Genomic DNA, 20,736 nt, shown 5'->3' on the forward strand with positions numbered 1-20,736 from the left:
TGCTGCAAAACACAAGAGACGCTATTCTTACCAACTTACGTTAAATTTTGACTTACAAACTATGGATAACAGTTATAAACCGCAAGAAATTGAAGAACAAGCCCAACAATTTTGGCTTAAAAACAAGTTTTTCACGTCACTGAAGATTTGAATAAAGAAAAATTTTACTGTCTGTCCATGTTTCCCTACCCCAGTGGCTCTCTGCACATGGGGCACGTTCGCAATTATACGCTCGGCGATGTTATTTCCCGCTATCAGCGAGCTCTTGGAAAGAATGTTTTACAACCCATAGGCTGGGATGCATTTGGCTTACCCGCTGAAAATGCAGCAATCAAACATGGAATTCATCCAGCCGTTTGGACAAAACAAAACATCGCGGCCATGAAAGAGCAATTCTTAAAATTGGGGAATGCATACGACTGGAAGCGCGAAATCACCACTTGTGATCCAGATTATTACCGCTGGGAACAATGGTTTTTCATTAAACTTTATGAAAAAGGCCTTGTATATAAAAAAAATGCCATTGTAAATTGGGATCCTGTCGACCAGACTGTACTGGCCAATGAGCAAGTGATTGATGGTCGTGGTTGGCGTTCAGGAGCCTTGGTAGAACATAAGGAAATTTCACAATGGTTTATAAAAATTACCGCGTATGCAGATGAATTATTAAATGATCTGGATACCCTAGAACAATGGCCCGCACAAGTCAGACAAATGCAGCGCAACTGGATTGGGCGTTCTGAAGGGACTGAAATTTATTTTAAAGTTCCTGATTATCCAAAACGGCTTAAAATATACACCACCAGACCCGATACCATCATGGGTGTTACCTATTTGGCTGTAGCGCCCGATCATCCTCTTGCCAAACAAGCTGCATTGCAGAATCAAGAAGTACAAGCCTTTCTTGACAGTTGTCAGGGAGTAAGAATGGCCGAAGCAGAAATAGCTACCATGGAAAAACGTGGTATAAACAGCGGGATGATTGCCATTCATCCAATTAGCGGGAAGGAAGTGCCCATATGGGTAGCCAATTTTGTTCTGATGCAATATGGTTCCGGCGCTGTTATGGCCGTACCGGCTCATGATCAACGTGATTGGGAATTTGCAAAAAAATATCAATTACCACAATTGGAAGTAATTCAGCCTGCAGACAAGCAAACCCATGATTTAGAAAAATCAGCCTTCACAACGGAAGGCATCTTAATCCATTCTGATGAATTCAACGGATTATCCTCTGCTGAAGCAAAAACGGCAGTGACAGCATGGCTGGAAAAACATGAAGCAGGTAAACAAAAAGTCAATTACCGCCTTCGTGATTGGGGAGTTTCAAGACAGCGCTATTGGGGAACACCTATCCCCATGATCAGTTGTGAAATATGCGGTATTGTGCCGGTGCCGGAAGATCAATTACCCGTTGTTTTGCCGGAAAATATTGAATTTACCGGAAACGGGTCTCCTCTGGCACAATGCAATGAATTTGTCCACACCAACTGTCCTAAATGTGGACAAGACGCCATGCGGGAAACAGATACGTTTGATACCTTTGTTGAGTCATCCTGGTATTATGCCCGTTTTGCTTGCAAAGGCCAGGAAAATGCCATGCTGGATGACCGGGCAAAATACTGGACACCAGTGGATCAATACATTGGGGGCATTGAACATGCCGTTATGCATTTACTTTATGCTCGCTTTTTCCATAAATTAATGCGTGATGAAGGTTTGGTAAATTCGGACGAACCTTTCAAAGCACTATTAAGTCAAGGCATGGTTCTTCGCGACGGTCATAAAATGTCGAAATCGTTGGGAAATATTGTTGATCCCAATCATTTAATTGAAACCTACGGAGCAGATACTGCGCGTTTATTTGTCATGTTTGCGGCCCCACCAGAGCAATCTTTGGAATGGTCTGATTCTGGTGTAGAAGGTTCACATCGATTTTTAAAACGTCTTTGGGCCTTTGCCTATCAATATCGTTCATTAATAATAGAAATTAATGAACTCATACTAGATGGGAATAGCGCCATCAATTGGCAAAATTGTGATAGCCGGTTACAAAAATCACGTTTGACAGTGCATCAAATTTTAGCCCAAGTCAATCAAGATTATGAACGGCAGCAATTCAACACGGTCGTTTCAGGTTGCATGAAACTGTTTAATGAGCTTTCCTCTTATAAAATTGAAACAGAGGATGATAAATATTTTCTGCATGCGGGTTTAAGCATTCTTCTTCGTCTTCTAGCTCCTATTACCCCACACATTTGTCATCATTTATGGCAGCAGCTGGGATTTGAGAAAATTATTATTGACGCACCTTGGCCGAAAGTTGACAAAAGCGCTTTAAAAATGGATGAAGTTGAATTTATTGTGCAAGTCAATGGTAAGCTCAGAGGACAATTTACTGCTGCTGTTGATACTTCCGAGGATTCATTAATTGAATTGGCAAAGAAGAATGTCTCTGCTTTTCTTGATGGGAAATCCATTAAAAAACAATTGTCGTCGCTCATCGCCAACTCATCAATCTTGTTATTGGCTAATGAAATTTTTTATGCGATATAATTATTTGACTTGCCTGTTGTTACTGCTACTAACAGGCTGTGGATTTCATTTGCGCGGCATGGTTGATATGCCACCTTGGCTTGACCGTGTTGCCATTATCAATCAAAGTGAACACCGTGAACTGGAGCAATTATTGGCAGAACAATTGCAGGCTTATCATGTTGATGTTAGCTCTGATCCAGCATCAGCACATTATTGGTTGTTTCTGCAAAATGATTCATTTCAACAGCAAATTGCCAGTGTCAGCTCCAGTACAACGCCTCGCCAATATCAACTAATCTATACCGTACAATTTAAACTGCAACAAGCAAAAGGCAAAGAAATTATTCCATCGGGTCAACTGGTTATTACTCGACAACTCACTGTGAATAGTGACAGAATACTGGGCTCAGATGAGGAAGAAGCCATTATTAAAAGGGAAATGCGCCGTGATGCAGCGTTACAAATGCTATATCGGCTTAGTCGATATCAAGCCAGCTAATTGCTCGCATACAAAACGCTTGCATTCCTGCAGTAATAACAGACACTTTTTTAAATAAAAGATTGTTATTGACTTGCCTATTAAGGAAATGTAAACATGAAATACGCCAGCTTATTAATATACTTAGTTACCACTTCTCTTTCCGCCGCCATCCCTCCTGGGCAATGGCAATGTTTTGCTTTTGATTCTCAGGAACGCAGTTATCAAGGGTTAGGTGATACCTTGCAACAAGCAATGGAGGCTGCTGAAGCCCAATGTAAAAATAAATCTGCTCAACAGCATTGCAAAACCGCACAATCGTATTGTGAGCAAGGGCCTCTTTCTTTAATTGAAGACCGTTGCTTAGTTACTGATAATAATGGGCACTCCTGGAATGCAACAGGAAGTGATGCCTGCAAAACGGCAATGTCTTTATGCACGGAATGGCAGTTCCTGCATGGTAAAACCAGCCAATGTTCAATCAAACATCGTTAACATGCTCATTAAACATCAAGCACTGGCTACGACCTTAACACATAAGCTTTATGCCATGAATATTTTAATCGGGCACGATCCTTATTTGCTCAATGACGCTGCTCTGCAGGTTAAAAAACTTGGTTATGCCAGGCTGAAACCGATGAAAAGACTCTTAATTGCAACACCACATCCGACTGGACTTTGCTCATTGAAGAAGCAAACAGTTATTCTCTTTTTGCCAAACAAACCCTGCTGAATGTTTATCTGGATAAAAAAACGATTGAAAAACCCGGTAAAGAAGTGTTAAATCATTACCTGGAACACATTAATCCCCACTGCCTGATTATATTAAGAGCACCGCAAATACCCATTAAGCAATTACAATGGTTAGCTAACCATGATAATGTCTTGATAGTACAAGCATTCCCATTGACAGCAGCAGCGCTGCAAAGCTGGATTGCTTCCGAATTGAAGCACCGTTCCATACATCATGATTCAGCAATCCCTGCATTGATTCATCAATACACTCAAGGAAACATGCTTGCTTGTGCCCAGATCATTGAAAAACTGGCCTTGATTTATGAAGAAAATAATGTACTGACCAGCCAACATGTCATACCACATTTGACTGATCAATGTGATTATCAATTGTATGAATTAGCGGATGCCTGTTTAGCCGCCCAGATAGAAAAAGCCGTTCATCTTCTGCGCCAAGCCTGTCATAATCGCCAAGAACCAACTTTGATCTTATGGCTGATAACACAGGAAATTCGGCAGATGATTCAATTGTTACATAAAATTAAACAATCTATACCATTTACAATGGCTTGCAGCCAATTAAATATATGGCCGCAACGTGCCAGATTATACCAGGCCGCATCAACCCGCTTTTCTCTTGATAAGTTGTATCAATTATTACATTTAAGCAAGCAATTGGATGAACAAATTAAATCGAATCAAAACAATCAAATCTGGCATGGATTGGAATACCTAGCCATTCTATTTTGCTCAAGCACAAATTAATTTTTTAGCAATCGATTTGATTGTTTTTAATATTATATTGCCTTATGATCCCATGTTGGTTAAGTTTTACCTATGTAGGTTAAATGATATACCAGTGATAAATTTAACTAAAAACGAGAATTGCTTTGTCCAGATTATATTTGCTACCTGTCATTTTTTTCCTTTTTTAACAAACGTGAGTGTTGCTCAAAACAGGCAAGTTGCTATTACAATTGATGATTTGCCTTTTGTTGGTGAAAGCAAAAACTTTCATTTAAACATGATCATTGAATCATTTAAAGACAATGAAGTTCCAGCAACAGGCTTCATCATTGCAAATAACGTCAAGCCAGAAAATTGGCCGGTGCTGCGTAAGTTCCGTGATGCTGGATTAGGTTTGGGAAATCATACTTCATCCCATATTAATTTAAAAAAGTAGATGCGGATACCTACATTCAAGACGTTGATGAAGCTGATAAAATATTGGAACCAATACTCAGTGAGCCTAAATATTTTCGTTATCCTTACTTAGAAATGGGAAATAACAACAAAAAAAATAAAGTGCTGCATTATCTTTCTTCAAAAAATTATCAAATCGCTCCTGTGACGATAGATAGTAAGGATTTTATTTTTAATCAACTTTTATTGGCAGTTCCTGAGAACAGTCGCCGGGCCTTTATGACCGTATTGAAACCTGCCTATCTTGATTTTCTATGGCAACAAACATTGATGGCCGAGGAACGTAGTCGTACTTCACGAAAAACTGAGCAATCGCAAATCCTGCTTATTCATGCTAATTTGTTGAACGCTTATGCTTTGCCAGACATTCTCACCATGTATCGGCAACATGGTTATCGCTTTGTCAGTCTGGATGAAGCTTTAAAAAGTCGAACAGAACACTCTTCTGGTTTCCCTCTTGCAGCGCATAAAGCGGACACCAAAATTGAATCCTTTATGGAATGGGATTAAATCAAATGCGTCATTTAATTATTTATGGGGGAAGTTTCGATCCTCCCCATAATGGTCATTTAAACACTGCAATTGCCGTACAAAATGAATTTCATTTTGAAAGATTTGTATTTCTACCTTGCAAAACTCCTGTGTTAAAGGAAGCCACTCAAGCCTCTTGTGAACAGCGTATTAGCATGTTGCAACTAGCCTTGCTGCCTTATCGGGAATTTCACATCGATACTCGGGAAATTGAACGTGATGCGCCCTCTTATATGGTAAATACCTTGGAAAGCTTTCGGGAGGAAATCGGTGAAAAAATTCCTATCACACTTCTCATGGGGATGGATGCATTTCTTCGCTTGCCAGAATGGTATCAGTGGCAACGGCTATTGGCACTCAGTCATATTTTAGTGATTCAACGCCCTCAAATAAATCCGCCTGCCATGCCTCAATCATTGGAAGCGCTGTTATCACTGAAAAAAACCACAGAAAAAAGCAACCTGCTCACAGAATCCCATGGAAAAATATTTTGTTATGATGCTGGCCAATACGATATTTCATCTTCATGGTTGCGTAAACAGATAAAAAGCAGGACAGATGTCCGGAATTACTTGCCTTCAGCAGTATATCAATACATCAAGGAGCAGGCTCTATATCAATGATTGTTTCATTTTTATCATACATCTTCACCTGTTTTATGAAATCTGGCATAAAGCCAGAAAGCCAATTCACCACTGGATCAAATTTGGCATACAAACGAGATTGCTGACTGTATTCCTGATAAGGCAACGATGTTAATTTAACCACAAGCATAATTAATGCCACGATAAACACACCGCGTACAAACCCAAATCCTATTCCTAATATTCGATCTGTCCCGCTTAATCCAGACTTGGTTAATATGAAGCTCAATAAAGCATTAAACAAGCCACCAACAATCAACGTAGCTAACAAAACAGCAATAAAAGCAACTGCCATTCGTGCGGTATTGTCTTGGAGATAAGGTTGTAGCCAAGGATCTAACCTTTGGGAATAATTGAACGCAAGCCAAATCGCCAACACCCACACACTTAAAGCAATAAGCTCCTTAATGAAGCCGCGACACAATCCTGTGATCACCGACAACCCAATGACAATCAAAATAAAATAATCTACCCAATGCCAGGCCATATCTTCAGCTCACCCCTGTTTTAACAACAAAACCACTTAACTGGATTTGTTCCGCCAATTGTTTTTGCAAATGTTGTGCCTCTTCTTTCTGAGTTAACTCGCCAACGATTACTTTATAAAAGTCCCCTTTTTTGTTGCTTGTTTTTGTATAGGTGGCCTTATAACCTTTATTGCGTAAGCGTGACACCAAAGAAACGGCGTTACTTTTTAAAGAAAACGTTCCCAACTGTACTGAATAAAAATCTTTTTTATTGGCTGCAGCAGTAATCACCGTATTTTTAGAAGGAACCGTCGTTGCAACGATTTCTTTTTTAACGTTCCCTTTCGCTTCCATGATCTTGTTTTGATTGGATTGACGAGAAGCAACCTCTTGAATAACGACCTGATTTTTTACAACCGATTCTATCTGATTGGTTGCTAATTGTGCTTGTACTTTTTCAGGGATAGCCGCGACACTCACTGTGCTTAATGATTCTGCCTTTACTGAATGGGCAAGCCGTGTCGGTTCATTGACCGCAGCGATATCAACATGCGCCACTTTAATAGATTGAAACATTGTTTTTTCTTCAGGTTTTATCACCTCAGGAAGGGATGGTTTAGCAGGAAGCCGTACTGACAAATTAATTTTTTCGTCCAGATGTTCATTGGATTTTTTCATAAGGGCAGGTAAAAATATGGCAGTGATCGATAATATGACCACGATCCCGACCAAGCGATGTTTTCGGCGCTCATCCAGTCCAAACTTCATTAGCACTTCTCCTGCTTTATAAGAGCGTTGATAACAAGTTCATTATAAATAAGACAAAAAGTATATTATTTTCACGAAAGGCATAAAATAACACATTTTGCCTTTTTTTAGTAGAATTTGCTATTCAGCTACAAAGTTATGTGTTTCGGAAAAAACTACATTAACCGTTAAAAATGAACCATAAACAATAATTACATCATCCGGCCCTGCTTGCCTGCAGGCTGCATGATAAGCCATCAAAGGATTTTCAAAACATGGCGGCTCGTCATGAATGGCATTCTTAAACGCCTGCAATAAAATCGATTTTGTAGCCGCACGTTTTCCTGTTAGCAGGGCTGGGTACCAAAAATCAACACATGCATTCATAGGTTTAATTAAACCGCAAAGATCTTTGTCTTTCAATGCTGAAAACACCGCATGCACATTTTTTTTAGGTTGCAGTTGTTCAATAAAATCAACCAGTAATTTTACAGCCTGGGGATTATGAGCCACATCCAAGACCGTTGTAATTTTTCCTTGAATCACCTGCTGCCGGCAAGCGATCATAACATTTTTCATCGCCTGACAGAGATGAGCAGCACTTACTGGAAGCAAATGCTCCAACAATCGACTCGCTGTGATGGCGGCAGCAGCAGCCTTATGGTTAATAGACGGGCGAGGTACTTTGATTGTATCTCCTGAGGGGAAAACCAGTTGTAAATAGTCGTTTGACGACTTAAAAAAATAATCTTTATTCAAACTGCACATCGAGGCATTCAGTCGGCTAGATTCCTTCATAAGGCTTACAGGAATATCCGTGTCTGCATACAGAAAAGGCTTATTCGCCCTTAAAATACCTGCTTTTTCATAAGCGATTGCCTCCTTGCTCGCCCCTAAATATTCTTGATGATCCAAATCAATAGTCGTAATGATAGCCAAATCAGCGTCAATGATATTGGTGGCATCCTGGCGCCCCCCCATACCAACTTCCAGAATAATAATATCCAGCTTAAATTGCTTGAAATACCAAAATGCGGCAAGTGTAGTCATTTCAAAATACGTGAGCGCTATTTCATCACGATTTTCCTCAATGAATCTAAATGCGGCACATAAATACTCGTCTGAAATTGGCTGATGGTTAACCTGAATACGTTCATTGAACTTCAACAAATGTGGTGACGTATAACATCCAACCTGATATCCGGCAGCCTGATAAATGGCTTCTAATGCTGCTACGGTAGATCCTTTGCCATTTGTGCCAGCAACGGTGATAATGCGCGCCTCAAGTGCTAAAAGATTTAACCGTTGCGCCACCGTTTGAATACGCGATAAACCCAACTGAATTTCCTGTTGATGGCGGTTTTCGAGAAAATACAACCACTCATCCAGCTTAAAGGAATTGAAAGCAAACATTACTTTAATGCTTGCTGAGGAACATGCCGCGTCAGCTTATTAACCAACTCAGCAACGGTAGAACGTAAAGCCTTACGTTCAACAATCATATCAATATGTCCATGCTCCAATAAAAATTCACTTCTTTGAAATCCTTCAGGAAGCGTTTGTCGTACAGTTTGTTCAATCACTCGGGGGCCTGCAAACCCAATCAATGCTTTGGGTTCAGCAATGATTATATCTCCAAGACTGGCAAAACTAGCTGAAACGCCTCCCATGGTAGGATCCGTCAAAACAACAATAAATGGCAAGCCAGTATCCGCATATTTAGCAAGTGCTGCAGAAGTTTTAGCCATTTGCATTAATGAAAACAGTCCTTCTTGCATTCTTGCGCCACCACTGGCCGTAAAACAGACGTAAGCGCAGCGTGCTGCCATTGCCACCTGCACAGCACGAATAAATTTCTCGCCAACGGTAGCCCCCATGGAACCACCCATAAAACTAAATTCAAATGCGCTTGCAACGACAGGGTGTCCTTCCAGGCTCCCTTTATAGACAATTAAGGCTTCTTTTTCTCCCGTCGCTTTCTGAGCCTGAACAATACGATCTTTATATTTTTTAGAATCTCTAAATTTCAAGCGGTCAATTGGTTCTAGCTCAGCAAAAACCTCTTCTTGTCCTTCGGCATCAAGAAATAACGCAAGGCGATCGCGCCCGGATAAGCGATGATGGTGACTGCATTTTGGACAAACAGAAAGATTTTTAATTAATTCAGTACGATAAAGGACTTCATTACACCCTTCACATTTAATCCATAACCCTTCTGGAACGCCTTTTTTTGTGACGTTTCTGTTCTGATTTTTGAAGGCAATAGTTTCTTTAGCCAACTCATAAAAATTAATCCGTCTAATCAAACTACATAATAGGCCATATGGCGCCGAATGTTTGCTGTAGAGTATAACATACTAGTACCGTTTCCATTTAACAAATTCAATCACGATTTAAATCACTCTCTAACACAGATTATAAGAGTGAGACGACTCCCATGTTAAGTTTTTTTAAAATCGCCGTTAATATTTGCATAAATGAATAAAGCAAGATCAGTGAGGTTATCATGAGATCATTTACGATAATAGTCACCACTGTATCTCTCTTTATGGCACAAATCGCCTTTTCACAACAACGCTATGGAGAGACTTTATGTAATGCACCGGATTATTTCTGCATTCATGTCAAACAGGGTGAACAATGGGAAAATCTTTTCCCGAACGTTGAAGAGCGTGATATCGTCAAACGAATTAATCGCATGAACATTCCTCTAAGGAAAGGCATGGTGATCGCCGTTCCTAAAAACATTGAGCGCTTAACGATTTATGATGTGGCTCCTTTTCCTCGTTACATCGAAGCCGATGGTGAGAAAACCATTTACGTCAGTCAAAAACAACTTGCCTGGGGAGCTTACGATGAAACTGGCGAATTAATATGGTGGGGCCCTATTTCATCAGGAACTGGTCAATGCTCACAACGAGATAATTATTGTCAAACTCCCGCTGGTTCATTCCGCATTATTCGCAAACAAGACATAGATTGTATTTCAACTGCCTTTCCAAGACGGGCGGACGGAAACCATGGTGGCGCTGAAATGCCTTACTGCATGCATTTTTTCCGTGGCTATGCATTGCATGGCAGCGATACGGTACCAGGCTATCGTGCTAGCCATGGTTGTGTCCGCATGTTTATTGAAGACGCACGCTGGTTGAATGAAGAATTCATCAATCTTCCTGGCTACGGTGAGAAAGGAACGCGCGTTATCATAGATTCCGTGGAAAGTTAAATTAAAATAATCTTATATAAAATTGGCTTATAACCTTTCATTCATCTCATCCTCATCACTGCCTTCTTGATCCTCGGCTAATTTATCATGATCAGTGTCCTCTTTCTCTTTTTTAGCAAACAGGCTTTTTCTTTCAAATACAGACTTGCAATTTTACGTTCTTCCTCCACCACGGTATTAGATGCTGGCATCGGCGTCATAGTTACATCAGCCGAGGCAGGAGTTGGGGCAGGTGACGAAACAAGTGTAGGTGTAGGCTTCGGCTCTAGCTTAATGCTTTCGTGAAGTCGCTCACTAACTTTTTCTTCATCCATAATAATTTTTGCAGTACTGTCCAAACGCTCCCTCGCCTGCTCTCGCAAAGAAACTTCATCCATTAATTTATTATCCTCCGTTATTTGTTGCTCAACTTCTTGCTTTTCCCTCTTCCATTCTGTTTGTTTTTTGCGTGCTCTATATGCTAAAAGAGTGGTTGTTAATGCTGCAACTGCTAATGAGATAACGGCAATAACCACGACTGCAGCCAATGGCATGCCAATAAATGGCAAAGCAGCCGCCAAGGCCGCTATTCCCAGAGCAAGCCCCGTGAATGAGGCAGCCATCCCCAATCGTTTAACCCATTTTTTTCATTAGATTTTTTTCTTCTCGGACTTGTTGCTTTTCAATAAACTTAGGTAAATCAACCCCTAATTGATCCGCCAATCCCTGCAAATGAGCCCTGGTTTGTGCATCTTCTTCTCGACTGCCAATAGGAACCGTGCTTGCTTTTGTATAAAAGTTTGCACTTTTTTTAGCAAAATCAATCGCCCCATAACCAACGACCGCCCCACCTAAAATAATTCCGGGGATAGCTACAACAGGAAAAGCCAATGCTGCTACGGTTGCGCCTGCCACTAACAAAACACCAAGGCCAACCCATCCCATACTTTTCATCAACTTGGAACGACTTTGGGATTCCTTAAGATAAGACAAGCGAGTTTCGCTTAATAATTGCATATTCTGCTCAACAAGAGCTAAAGCAGACAAACTATCTAATTTTCTTTCAGAGATGTCGTTTAATATTTTTGCCAAAAGCTCTGATTTACGCTGTTCAAAATCATGTTCATTATTTTGTCTTTGCAAATCGTTCAACTGTTCTACCCAGGAAGGATATTCAGGGTGCTCTTTACACCAATCACAATCAGACCAGATGGTTGAAAGTTGGTCTTTCCTTTCATAATTCGTTTCTTTTAATCCTCGAAGAACAACATACAGCAAACGATAGCTACTTAATGCTGCTTCGGATTTTTTTCTTTTAATCCAAACTTTTCCTTAAGCTGTTCAACCAAGTGATTCAGGCGTTTTTCTTGCAGAACAAAAGATTCTTTATTCTCTGCATGCAGCATACCTTTTATGCTGTCATCAGCAGAATTCATGATTTCTTCTTTAATCTTGGCTGACTGCTCACCGGGAAAATGGTGTTCAAAATCAGTCAACATATGTTGTAATTGATGTTTAATGATTAAAGCACTGGTTAACTCCCGCTCAAGGGCCATTTGATTAAACTGCTTGATTTCGGAGTCTAAATCTTTTGCCATATCGCTTTTTCCCTAAATTAAATAACAACGTTAAAAAACGCTATTGCAAGACAGAAAAACCGCCGTTGATTCCATGCTTGACTAAAACCATTTTCAAATTATCCACCATTTTTTTATTAGCGAATGGTCCTACTTTGACCACATAATAACGTTGATATGGTTCAATAAATACAGGAGACGGTGTTAGATTTGCCAATTTATTTTGTAAGGTATGCGCATATTGCTTGGAAGAAAACGCCCCTGCCTGCAAATAATAATGTGCCTCGTGCCCTTTGGGTCCATTTGTTGTCAATGCCTCTATTTCAACCGGTGCTGTACCTTCCGGTAATAAACCGAGTTTAGCAGCAGCTCCGTAGGATAAATCAATCAATCTATCCTGATGGAAAGGCCCTCTATCATTCACCTTGACAATAGCCTCTCTCCCATTCTTCAAATTTTTAACTTTTACATACGTTGGTAACGGTAATGTTTTGTGTGCGGCAGTGAGCCCATATAAATCATAATCTTCGCCACTTGATGTCCGTTTACGATGAAATTTTGTTCCATACCAAGAAGCCAGGCCACGAGCTCGATAACCACTTGATGTCGTCATAACTTCATAAGTTTGACCATTTATTCTATACGCATCAGGGTTTCCATAACGACTTAGTGGTTCTGTTGCAGGTTTTACTTCAGCAAACGAGGTAGGAATAGGGCCCTTTGGCGCTCCATCACGAACTTCCTTGACTGCCTTTTGGGCTACTTTTTTACTGTTAATGTTAGAAGACTTGTTTACCCTGGCCTTTTTCTGTGGCACAACGTCAAGATTATCGGCATTTTTTTGATGCTGGCAGCTGGCTAATAATACAATGATAAACAATAATAAAGTCCTCATAAATTCAACTCTGCTTACAATTAATACATAGAGCCCTGTAGCAGACTCCAACCTAAAACATACTATACCTTTTCAAAATGAAAAAGCGAATTAGCCACAGGCAACATTTTTTATCGAGGAAATATTAGGATCTACCTGAAAATGCGATTTTGTCATTTGGTTGGCGGCTTAAGGCTGTGATAAGATAACTTCATTTTTAACACTGGATAATGACATGAGTAAACCCTCCTCTTTTATAACAAAATCCGCATTGTTCATATACTTATCAATTCATTCTATTGTTTTTATGCTAACCCCCCCTTGTCGCAAGACTTAGTGCAACCCGACACCATTCACAGCAGCCCTCTCATTACTCCTGCTGCCCCTACTTTAAATGCCACGGCTTATATTTTAATTGATGTCAACAGTGGGAAAGTACTTGCTGAAAAAAACAGTGAAGAAAAATTACCACCCGCCAGTTTGACAAAAATGATGACACTTTATGTCATCTCAAATGCATTGCGTAACGGTCAGATCCATCTTAATGACAATGTACGTATCAGTGAACAAGCATGGAGAACAGGCGGTTCTCGAATGTTTGTTAAGGAAGGTCAACAGGTTAGCGTGGAAGATCTTCTAAAAGGCATCATTGTTGATTCCGGAAATGATGCTTGCGTTGCTATGGCTGAATATTTGGGTGGCAGCGAACAAGCTTTTACTGAAATCATGAATCATCAAGCTATTAATTTAGGTATGAAAAACAGTCATTTTACAGACAGTACCGGCTTACCTGATAAAGAACTTTACACGACTGCCAAAGACTTAGCCATACTTGGCAGAGCTATCATTAATGATTTTCCACAATATTATCACTTATATAAGCAAAAGTGGTTTACTTTTAACGGGATCCGCCAGCCAAATCGCAATCAACTTTTATGGCGAGATAATCAAGTGGATGGTCTTAAGACTGGCCATACGAATGATGCCGGTTATTGTCTGGTTTCATCTGCAAAACGGAATAACATGCGCTTGCTGGCTGTAGTCCTTGGTGCACCAAATGAAAAATCAAGAGCAGATGACAGCGAACGATTGCTGAATTATGGATTCCGCTTCTATGAAACTCATACCCTGTATCAAGGTGGAAAGAGTATTGCCGAGCTACCCCTATATAAAGGTAAAACCGATAAAGTGACCGTTGGTCTTCTAAAAGATCAATTCGTGACCATTCCAGAAGGTCAATACCAGCGTTTAAGTGTAAATACTCGAATTCCAAAACATCTGCAAGCCCCCATTAATAAAGGCGATCAAGTCGGAGAATTGCTGGTTCAGTTTGATAATAAAATCATTATTACCCAACCTTTATATGCCTTACAAACGGTTCCTAAAGGAGGCTTCTTCACACGCGTAAAAGATAGCATTCGCCTGACCTTTAAGGGTTGGTTTGGTTCTTAATCGCCTATCATGAAACAAATCGTCTATATTAATGGAGAATACGTTGCTGCCGCCGATGCGAAAATTTCGGTTTTCGATCGCGGCCTTCTCTTCGGAGACAGCGTTTATGAAGTTATCCCCGTCTATCAAGGAGAGATTTATTTCTATGCAAGACATATGGCTCGTCTTGCATCGAGTCTAGACAGCATAAAAATGGCCATGCCTTCAGTAAATTGGCGCATGATCTTTCAAGAGCTTATCAAACAAAATGGTTCCGGTGATTTACAAATCTATTTGCAAATTACACGCGGTAATCAAGGAAAACGTCACCACGACTTACCTAAAGATCCAGTGCCTACCATTATTGCTTTTACTTTGCATGTGCCCTATCCAACCTATGCCAGTAAAAAACTTGGTATACACGCTCACTTGGTCAACGATATACGCTGGCTACGATGCGATATTAAAACCACTTCAATGCTTGCCAATATACTTCTTAATAATGAAGCAGTTTCAGCCGGTGCGCAAACGGCTATTCTTGTCCGCGATGGTTTTGTCACCGAAGGCAGTGCAAGCAATATTTTTATTGTGGATAGTGATGGCGTTATTCGTACTTCACCTAAAAACAACCTTTGTCTTCCCGGCATCACTCGTGAAATAGTGATAGAATTAATTAAGGAACTAAACTGGCCATTGCGCGAAGAAACCATCAGCCAAGAAGCACTTATAAATGCCCAGGAAGTTTGGTTAACCAGTACAACAAAAGAAGTCTTTCCTATAACCCATATAAACAATCAAACCATAGGAATTGGATATGGAGGACGATACTGGCAACAGTTGGAAACAAAATTTCAACAATCACTGAAGCAGAAACTATGAAAAAAGATCAAACTCTCATGCAGTTTCCTTGTGATTTTCCAATTAAAATCATTGGGATAAATAAAGAGACATTTCTCTCTGAAATTATAACCATGACAAAAAAACATTTCCCTTCCCTTGAAAATAAGGCAATTAGTACTCAATTCAGTCAACAGGGAAATTATCTTTCTATCACAATCACTGTGTATGTACAGGACCAAATTACCCTAGATGCATTGTATATGGACTTAACCCAACATCCCGATATTAAAATGGTACTGTAATGATTACGATTCATCATCTCGGAACTCAGCCATATCTCGATGTATGGAATGCCATGAAACAATTTACTCTTGAACGGCATGAAGCAACACAAGACGAATTATGGCTACTTGAGCACTTACCTGTTTATACTCAAGGACAAGCAGGCAAAGCTGAACATGTCTTGAACCCCCGCGCCATTCCTGTTATTCAAAGCGACCGAGGAGGCCAAGTAACTTATCATGGACCTGGACAACTGGTTGTCTATGTTCTCATGGACATACGTCGGCGGCACCTGGGAATCCGTACTTTAGTCTCACGATTAGAACAAGTCCTCATTAATATGTTAAACACCTATCATATTGAAGCACAAACGCAATGTGGTGCACCTGGTGTATACGTCAACGGGAAAAAAATTGCATCTATTGGCTTGCGTGTCAAAAATGGCTGCACCTATCATGGAATAGCACTCAATGTTGCCATGGATCTAGAGCCATTCTCCGGCATAAATCCATGTGGATATGCAAAAATGCAAATGACTCAAATTCAAGACTTTGTCACAAGCATCCATATCAACGAGGTCAGCGGAAAATTTATTCAAAATTTTTTAACTCTATTTGAACATTGAGAAACCATGCATTTATTTTCGGATTATTTGCAACCATTGACGACCTGGATATATGCCAATCCCAGCTGGGCATTGTTTATTACCTTTTTAATTTCTTTTAGTGAGTCTCTTGCCATCATAGGCAGCATCATTCCAGGCTCTGTTACTATGACGGCTATCGGAATTCTTGCCGGTTCCGGAATCATGCGAATTGATTTGACGTTACTTGCAGCTTCTCTAGGCGCAGTTGCTGGTGACAGTGCCAGTTATTTTCTAGGTTACATATTTAGGAATCGAATCACCAATATTTGGCCATTTAGTCGCTATCCCAATTGGCTTCATTATGGAAAAGATTACTTTGCAAAACATGGTGGAAAGAGCGTTTTAATAGGACGATTCATAGGTCCGTTGCGCTCTATGATACCCGTTATAGCCGGCATGATGCATATGAACCGCTGGCATTTTCTTTTAGCAAATATAATCTCAGCCATTGCCTGGGCAATGTTGTACGTAATGCCTGGAGTTTTAATAGGCGCCGCAAGCAGTGAGCTGTCAGCAGAAACCGCAAGCCGTTTATTCATCCTGATTCTTATGCTGCTTATTTTAATCTGGATACTTACCATTGCGATGAAATGGGTTCTTAAACATCTTAATATTATTCTTCGTGTCCATCTGCATCGGTTCTGGGCATGGTCAAAAGATCACCCACGCCTAGCCAATTACATTCGTGTATTGACGCCGGCCCATGAGACAAATTACTACCCCACCGCCGCATTAATCTTTTTATTCTTATTTACATTTCTTATTTCTCTTATTTTTACCACGCTGGCTTTTCAAGAAACCTGGATAACCGCCATTAATCAACCTATCCATCATTTTTTACAAAGTTTACGAACCCAATCGTTTGATGCCTTCTTTATAGTCATCAGTCTGTTTATTTATCCACTTTCTTTATTAACACTCATTTTGTCGATCGCTTTTTATTTAATTTATCATCGTGACTGGCGCACTTTAAAATATTGGCTAAGTCTGGGTTTTTTTTGCATCATCATCACCACCTTACTTGCGACCATCATCCATCCACCAAAACCTCATGGCTTACTAAAATATCAAACCAATTTACATTATCCAGCCATTGATTTGACATTTGCCATGACATTTTTTGGCTTTTTAATTTTATACATCAGTACGCAATATCGTACCATCCTAACGCTGGCGATTCGCATTATTCTTTTATTGTTGCTAGTACTCAGTGGGTTAGGTTCTGTTTATCTTGGCGATAATTGGCTAAACAGTGTTATGGGTGCTTATTTCATAGGATTGTCGATTTGTTTAGGTCATTGGATATTTTATCGGCGCACCCCCCACATGACTGAACATTCGCAATTGCCTATCGTATGTTCCTGCCTATTATTATTAATAACGACTGCAATCTCTTGCATGTTTTACTACAAAAAACTTGTCAAGGCACATCATCCCTATATCAAGCAATACATACTGACACATCAAGTCTGGTGGCATCAAAACCGACCTTTGCTTCCTATCTATACCACGAATCGATTAGGGCAACAGACAGGTCTTTTTAATATTCAATACGCTGGTTCAATTGAAGTATTTGAGCATGCCTTAAGAAATTACGGATGGAAAAAACAATCAAATTCTTTCTTATATTCTTTACTGCTGCGCGCTGGAGGTAAAAACGCTCCTGAAGAATTGCCATTAATGGCGCAATTATATCAAAATAGAAAGCCAGCATTGGTAATGACATATACTCCCGGTCGAGGTGAACCATTTTTAATACTAAGATTATGGCGTTCCAATTATCATTTACGTCATTATCAACAACCCATCTGGCTAGGCAGTATTCATCCCCATACATCACAAAAAAGAATCAAGCAAAATAATTTACAAGCCAGTTGGCAATATCCTTTTAAATACATGTTACCAGCTTTACATGGTTTTAATTTTAATCGTATTCGCTTGAATAATAAGCAAATAGAAGCACTTCCTCATGCCATTTCGCCCGAATTGCTCTTCATTAAAGAACCATTAGAAAATGATGCAGTGAATGAGAGAAAATGATGTCTTGCAACGACGGATTCAGAACGTTGAAATGTTGGCATCCCTAGCGACAACCTATCTTTGCTGAGGTAAAATGTAAGCCTTAATTTTAAATGTCATGAAGGATTCGTGCCATGAATGTATTAGCGAGTGTCATTTATTATATACTTCCTTTATTATCCCTCGTCATACTAGTTCTAGGCTTAATGAGAAAGCGAATCAATTACGTATTGATAGCGCTATGGTTATCTCTGGCTGCTCTTTATATGCAATATCAACATGCCGGTGGAGAAATACTTGGCACTCATTTTGATTATCAAAACACCACACTCTATACAATCACCCTGACAAGCATGCTTGGCTCATTATTTTATTGGATGCTTCATACGCCAATGTTTCAAAAAAAATACATCCGTTATCTCGCTGGTCTTGCTTTTGCATTGCTGGTTACAGGAAGTGTAATTTTACTTATTAATCTATGGATAAACGCCCGATTCATTGCCAATAAACTTCCGGGAACAGCGTTGATGCAAGTTGCATCTTTTAATCCGCCAAGCTATTGCTCTTATCGCTATGTATTTTATAAGATTGATGTCAATAACAGGGTAAGCTACTTATGTCCCAATCATTATGGGCTTATTCCATCCGTAGGCACTCTGGATGTTACGCCTGATTTTTTAACCAGGCAATTGGTACAACCGATGCAATGAGTTATAGTGGACGTTATTAGACAGTAACAGACCATATTAATGGCTATAAATTGTTCTATTAAATTATTTTTGATACCATACTGAAGGTTCGGTTTTAGATAGTACTATGCGCTATTTATTTATTATTCTTTTATTATCCTACCATTCGCTTATGTATGGAATGGCACCCAAAGTTAATTTAAATAAAGCCATTGATAACGCGGTTAGGCGTTATGGCTTGCAAACGGAACCTCATTTAAAAACGTTGTTTTCCAGAGCCGGCGTTGATTATCCACCTAAAGACATTACCTTGTTAGCCTTTAAGAAAGAAAGACACATAGAATTATGGGCAAGAGGCGAACATACACTGTGGCGCTACATACACACGTATCCTTTAACAGCATTTAGCGGGCGTTTAGGGCCTAAACTTAAAGAACATGATCTGCAAATTCCAGAAGGAATTTATCATTTAACGTCTTTTAATCCATTTAGTGCCCATCATTTATCGATGATGATTGATTATCCAAACCATTTTGATCGACTGCAAGCCATCAAAGATGGGCGCACAAAACTTGGTGGTAACATCTTTTTGCATGGAAAATCTTCTTCCGTAGGCTGTCTTGCTGTTGGCGATAAAGCCATTGACCAATTATTTCTATTGGTACGTCGCGTTGGCTTGAGTCATACTAAAATCATTATCGCACCTAATGACTTACGGCGGGAAAAACCGGCCACCTCAACGTTTGCTCAACCCAGATGGTTGCCGGAATTGTATAAAGAGCTATCCGTAGCATTAAGTCAATTTTCTACTTCTAAAAAAATATCCTAAGCCATAAACATTTATTCATCTTCTGGCGCAACAATAAATATGCCCGGTGCGTTGCGCAAGTATTCTTTATAATCCATGCCGTAACCAAAAATATAATGATCATCCACGCGCAAACCGACAAAATCAGCATTTTTCAAGCCATTTTCTACTCGTTTATGATGTTTATCCACCAAAACAGCGCTATAGACTTGTGTTGCACCCATCGCTTTAATTTCAGCAAGAATGGCAGCAAGCGTTACTCCTCCATCTAAAATATCATCGACGACCAACACTGTTCGATCCCGTAAATTCAAGGAGGGTTTTACTTTCCAAAGAAGTTCTCCACCACTTGTTTCTCCGCGATAACGGGTAGCATGAACGTAATCTACTTCCAATGGGAAATCCAGGCGCGGCAATAAATTACCCAAAGGCACCATTCCGCCAATCATGACACAAATAATAATTGGATTTTTGTCATGCAACACATCTCGAATATTCGCGGCCATATTATCTAAGGCTGCTTCCACCTCTTCTGTCGTAAAAAGACGAGAAGAGCGTTTATACACGCTTTGAATTTTACTTGGTATTGTCATTTGGTTTCCAAATAATAGTGGTTAATTTATTCTTGTGGCTTGCCACGTATGGGGAACATGCTTATTTTACTAGAGTCTGATGCTTTGTCCCGAACTTTGGCTGTCCCCTTTTTATTTACTTCATCGATACGAAACACCGAGTGCATGGGAATGAACGTGCGTTGGACGCCATTAAATTCAACCTTTAAACGTTCTTCCGAAGGATCAACAACAAGGGAAGTTGTTTCTCCAAAAACAAAATCCTCAACTTCGAGAAAACCAAACATATCACTTTCACACACTTTACGCGCATAGATTTCATAAATAGCATCAAGATATGAGAAAGTGATGCGGTACAGCATTTTTTTTGTCATGAAATAAGCCAGAAAATAAAAGATGCATAGTATACAAAAACATCAGGACAGTGTTCAAATGCTCACCCTTGCCAGA

Annotated in this window: 22 protein-coding genes and 3 pseudogenes; 15 read left to right on the forward strand and 10 right to left on the reverse strand. The window is 39.8% G+C overall.

Annotation, left to right across the window (positions count from 1 at the left end; all coding sequences use genetic code 11):
- Positions 1 to 61: 61 nt before the first annotated feature.
- From leuS to nadD, 7 genes and pseudogenes are all read left to right on the forward strand, one after another.
- Positions 62 to 2,534 (forward strand): annotated as a pseudogene (leuS, locus tag LOA_RS07315) (leucine--tRNA ligase).
- An 11-nt stretch (positions 2,535 to 2,545) separates the two neighbouring features.
- A complete protein-coding gene (locus LOA_RS07320; protein WP_025385765.1) occupies positions 2,546 to 3,037 on the forward strand; it encodes an LPS-assembly lipoprotein LptE in 492 nt (163 codons plus the stop codon).
- 96 nt (positions 3,038 to 3,133) lie between these two features.
- The gene (locus LOA_RS07325) at positions 3,134 to 3,511 is read left to right on the forward strand and encodes a hypothetical protein (protein WP_025385766.1); all 378 of its coding nucleotides are present in this window, start codon (positions 3,134 to 3,136) and stop codon (positions 3,509 to 3,511) included.
- A 141-nt stretch (positions 3,512 to 3,652) separates the two neighbouring features.
- Positions 3,653 to 4,516 (forward strand): annotated as a pseudogene (holA, locus tag LOA_RS07330) (DNA polymerase III subunit delta); the annotation flags it as partial.
- Positions 4,517 to 4,610: 94 nt separating this feature from the next.
- A complete protein-coding gene (locus LOA_RS16225; RefSeq protein WP_420795663.1) occupies positions 4,611 to 4,934 on the forward strand; it encodes a polysaccharide deacetylase family protein in 324 nt (107 codons plus the stop codon).
- 44 nt (positions 4,935 to 4,978) lie between these two features.
- Entirely contained in the window at positions 4,979 to 5,464 is a 486-nt protein-coding gene (locus tag LOA_RS16230; protein WP_420795664.1) for a polysaccharide deacetylase family protein, read from the forward strand.
- Positions 5,465 to 5,469: 5 nt separating this feature from the next.
- Entirely contained in the window at positions 5,470 to 6,108 is a 639-nt protein-coding gene (gene nadD / locus LOA_RS07340) for a nicotinate-nucleotide adenylyltransferase (RefSeq protein WP_025385767.1), read from the forward strand.
- Here nadD and LOA_RS07345 read toward each other — a convergent pair.
- The 4 genes and pseudogenes from LOA_RS07345 to accD form a co-directional block, all read right to left on the reverse strand.
- Positions 6,083 to 6,616 carry a CvpA family protein gene (locus LOA_RS07345; protein WP_025385768.1) on the reverse strand — a complete coding sequence of 178 codons (534 nt, stop codon included), beginning with the start codon at positions 6,614 to 6,616 and terminating at the stop codon, positions 6,083 to 6,085. The two genes, nadD and LOA_RS07345, sit on opposite strands and share 26 nt — an antisense overlap.
- Positions 6,617 to 6,620: 4 nt before the next feature.
- On the reverse strand, positions 6,621 to 7,364 hold the full coding sequence (locus LOA_RS07350; protein ID WP_025385769.1) for an SPOR domain-containing protein: 744 nt from the start codon (positions 7,362 to 7,364) through the stop codon (positions 6,621 to 6,623).
- A gap of 120 nt (positions 7,365 to 7,484) precedes the next feature.
- Positions 7,485 to 8,756 (reverse strand): bifunctional tetrahydrofolate synthase/dihydrofolate synthase, encoded by a 1,272-nt coding sequence (gene folC / locus LOA_RS07355; RefSeq protein WP_035894198.1) that lies wholly within the window; start codon positions 8,754 to 8,756, stop codon positions 7,485 to 7,487.
- A pseudogene (gene accD / locus LOA_RS07360) lies at positions 8,756 to 9,627 on the reverse strand (acetyl-CoA carboxylase, carboxyltransferase subunit beta). The gene folC and the pseudogene accD overlap by 1 nt, the downstream one beginning before the upstream one ends.
- A 222-nt stretch (positions 9,628 to 9,849) precedes the next feature.
- Here accD and LOA_RS07365 point away from each other — a divergent pair.
- A complete protein-coding gene (locus tag LOA_RS07365) occupies positions 9,850 to 10,569 on the forward strand; it encodes a L,D-transpeptidase (protein WP_025385771.1) in 720 nt (239 codons plus the stop codon).
- A 77-nt stretch (positions 10,570 to 10,646) separates the two neighbouring features.
- Here the strand turns inward: LOA_RS07365 and LOA_RS07370 are convergent, their stop codons facing one another.
- Genes LOA_RS07370 through LOA_RS07385 form a run of 4 tightly spaced genes read right to left on the reverse strand, consistent with a single transcriptional unit; the run spans position 10,647 to position 13,020 of the window.
- Positions 10,647 to 11,171 (reverse strand): hypothetical protein, encoded by a 525-nt coding sequence (locus tag LOA_RS07370; protein ID WP_025385772.1) that lies wholly within the window; start codon positions 11,169 to 11,171, stop codon positions 10,647 to 10,649.
- 10 nt (positions 11,172 to 11,181) lie between these two features.
- Entirely contained in the window at positions 11,182 to 11,826 is a 645-nt protein-coding gene (locus LOA_RS07375) for a hypothetical protein (RefSeq protein WP_025385773.1), read from the reverse strand.
- Positions 11,827 to 11,837: 11 nt separating this feature from the next.
- Positions 11,838 to 12,146 (reverse strand): hypothetical protein, encoded by a 309-nt coding sequence (locus LOA_RS07380; RefSeq protein WP_025385774.1) that lies wholly within the window; start codon positions 12,144 to 12,146, stop codon positions 11,838 to 11,840.
- Between the two features lie 40 nt (positions 12,147 to 12,186).
- A complete protein-coding gene (locus LOA_RS07385; RefSeq protein ID WP_025385775.1) occupies positions 12,187 to 13,020 on the reverse strand; it encodes a septal ring lytic transglycosylase RlpA family protein in 834 nt (277 codons plus the stop codon).
- A 300-nt stretch (positions 13,021 to 13,320) separates the two neighbouring features.
- On the opposite strand from LOA_RS07385, the gene LOA_RS07390 reads away from it, so the two are divergent.
- The 7 genes from LOA_RS07390 to LOA_RS07420 all read left to right on the forward strand — a co-directional run bounded on the left by LOA_RS07390 (position 13,321) and on the right by LOA_RS07420 (position 19,735).
- The gene (locus tag LOA_RS07390; RefSeq protein ID WP_025385776.1) at positions 13,321 to 14,451 is read left to right on the forward strand and encodes a D-alanyl-D-alanine carboxypeptidase family protein; all 1,131 of its coding nucleotides are present in this window, start codon (positions 13,321 to 13,323) and stop codon (positions 14,449 to 14,451) included.
- A gap of 9 nt (positions 14,452 to 14,460) precedes the next feature.
- Positions 14,461 to 15,309 (forward strand): D-amino acid aminotransferase, encoded by an 849-nt coding sequence (locus LOA_RS07395; protein WP_025385777.1) that lies wholly within the window; start codon positions 14,461 to 14,463, stop codon positions 15,307 to 15,309.
- On the forward strand, positions 15,306 to 15,572 hold the full coding sequence (locus LOA_RS07400) for an HP0495 family protein (RefSeq protein ID WP_025385778.1): 267 nt from the start codon (positions 15,306 to 15,308) through the stop codon (positions 15,570 to 15,572). The genes LOA_RS07395 and LOA_RS07400 overlap by 4 nt, the downstream gene beginning before the upstream one ends.
- A gap of 2 nt (positions 15,573 to 15,574) precedes the next feature.
- The gene (gene lipB / locus LOA_RS07405) at positions 15,575 to 16,177 is read left to right on the forward strand and encodes a lipoyl(octanoyl) transferase LipB (protein ID WP_025385779.1); all 603 of its coding nucleotides are present in this window, start codon (positions 15,575 to 15,577) and stop codon (positions 16,175 to 16,177) included.
- A gap of 6 nt (positions 16,178 to 16,183) precedes the next feature.
- Entirely contained in the window at positions 16,184 to 18,238 is a 2,055-nt protein-coding gene (locus LOA_RS07410; protein WP_025385780.1) for a VTT domain-containing protein, read from the forward strand.
- Positions 18,239 to 18,351: 113 nt separating this feature from the next.
- Positions 18,352 to 18,927: a hypothetical protein gene (locus LOA_RS07415; protein WP_035894210.1), complete on the forward strand. Its 576-nt coding sequence runs from the start codon at positions 18,352 to 18,354 to the stop codon at positions 18,925 to 18,927.
- Positions 18,928 to 19,033: 106 nt separating this feature from the next.
- Positions 19,034 to 19,735 (forward strand): L,D-transpeptidase family protein, encoded by a 702-nt coding sequence (locus LOA_RS07420; RefSeq protein ID WP_025385781.1) that lies wholly within the window; start codon positions 19,034 to 19,036, stop codon positions 19,733 to 19,735.
- 11 nt (positions 19,736 to 19,746) lie between these two features.
- Here LOA_RS07420 and LOA_RS07425 read toward each other — a convergent pair whose 3' ends face one another.
- Together LOA_RS07425 and LOA_RS07430 are read right to left on the reverse strand one after the other, a co-directional pair.
- Positions 19,747 to 20,307, reverse strand: coding sequence for a hypoxanthine-guanine phosphoribosyltransferase (locus LOA_RS07425; protein WP_025385782.1), 561 nt, complete (start codon positions 20,305 to 20,307; stop codon positions 19,747 to 19,749).
- A gap of 26 nt (positions 20,308 to 20,333) precedes the next feature.
- Positions 20,334 to 20,660, reverse strand: coding sequence for a DUF1820 family protein (locus LOA_RS07430; protein WP_025385783.1), 327 nt, complete (start codon positions 20,658 to 20,660; stop codon positions 20,334 to 20,336).
- Between the last annotated feature and the right edge of the window lie 76 nt (positions 20,661 to 20,736).

Origin of the sequence: Legionella oakridgensis ATCC 33761 = DSM 21215, from assembly GCF_000512355.1 — a bacterium.
In the GTDB taxonomy this organism is placed as follows: domain Bacteria; phylum Pseudomonadota; class Gammaproteobacteria; order Legionellales; family Legionellaceae; genus Legionella_A; species Legionella_A oakridgensis.

What these genes read in the sequence shown, in the direction of transcription:
- LOA_RS07320 (WP_025385765.1), top strand. Translation starts at nt 2,546, where the DNA reads ATGCGATATAATTATTTGACTTGCCTGTTGTTACTGCTACTAACAGGC.
- LOA_RS07325 (WP_025385766.1), top strand. Translation starts at nt 3,134, where the DNA reads ATGAAATACGCCAGCTTATTAATATACTTAGTTACCACTTCTCTTTCC.
- nadD (WP_025385767.1), top strand. Translation starts at nt 5,470, where the DNA reads ATGCGTCATTTAATTATTTATGGGGGAAGTTTCGATCCTCCCCATAAT.
- LOA_RS07345 (WP_025385768.1), bottom strand. Translation starts at nt 6,616, where the DNA reads ATGGCCTGGCATTGGGTAGATTATTTTATTTTGATTGTCATTGGGTTG.
- LOA_RS07350 (WP_025385769.1), bottom strand. Translation starts at nt 7,364, where the DNA reads ATGAAGTTTGGACTGGATGAGCGCCGAAAACATCGCTTGGTCGGGATC.
- folC (WP_035894198.1), bottom strand. Translation starts at nt 8,756, where the DNA reads ATGTTTGCTTTCAATTCCTTTAAGCTGGATGAGTGGTTGTATTTTCTC.
- LOA_RS07365 (WP_025385771.1), top strand. Translation starts at nt 9,850, where the DNA reads ATGAGATCATTTACGATAATAGTCACCACTGTATCTCTCTTTATGGCA.
- LOA_RS07370 (WP_025385772.1), bottom strand. Translation starts at nt 11,171, where the DNA reads ATGGCTGCCTCATTCACGGGGCTTGCTCTGGGAATAGCGGCCTTGGCG.
- LOA_RS07380 (WP_025385774.1), bottom strand. Translation starts at nt 12,146, where the DNA reads ATGGCAAAAGATTTAGACTCCGAAATCAAGCAGTTTAATCAAATGGCC.
- LOA_RS07385 (WP_025385775.1), bottom strand. Translation starts at nt 13,020, where the DNA reads ATGAGGACTTTATTATTGTTTATCATTGTATTATTAGCCAGCTGCCAG.
- LOA_RS07395 (WP_025385777.1), top strand. Translation starts at nt 14,461, where the DNA reads ATGAAACAAATCGTCTATATTAATGGAGAATACGTTGCTGCCGCCGAT.
- LOA_RS07400 (WP_025385778.1), top strand. Translation starts at nt 15,306, where the DNA reads ATGAAAAAAGATCAAACTCTCATGCAGTTTCCTTGTGATTTTCCAATT.
- LOA_RS07410 (WP_025385780.1), top strand. Translation starts at nt 16,184, where the DNA reads ATGCATTTATTTTCGGATTATTTGCAACCATTGACGACCTGGATATAT.
- LOA_RS07415 (WP_035894210.1), top strand. Translation starts at nt 18,352, where the DNA reads ATGAATGTATTAGCGAGTGTCATTTATTATATACTTCCTTTATTATCC.
- LOA_RS07420 (WP_025385781.1), top strand. Translation starts at nt 19,034, where the DNA reads ATGCGCTATTTATTTATTATTCTTTTATTATCCTACCATTCGCTTATG.
- LOA_RS07425 (WP_025385782.1), bottom strand. Translation starts at nt 20,307, where the DNA reads ATGACAATACCAAGTAAAATTCAAAGCGTGTATAAACGCTCTTCTCGT.
- LOA_RS07430 (WP_025385783.1), bottom strand. Translation starts at nt 20,660, where the DNA reads ATGACAAAAAAAATGCTGTACCGCATCACTTTCTCATATCTTGATGCT.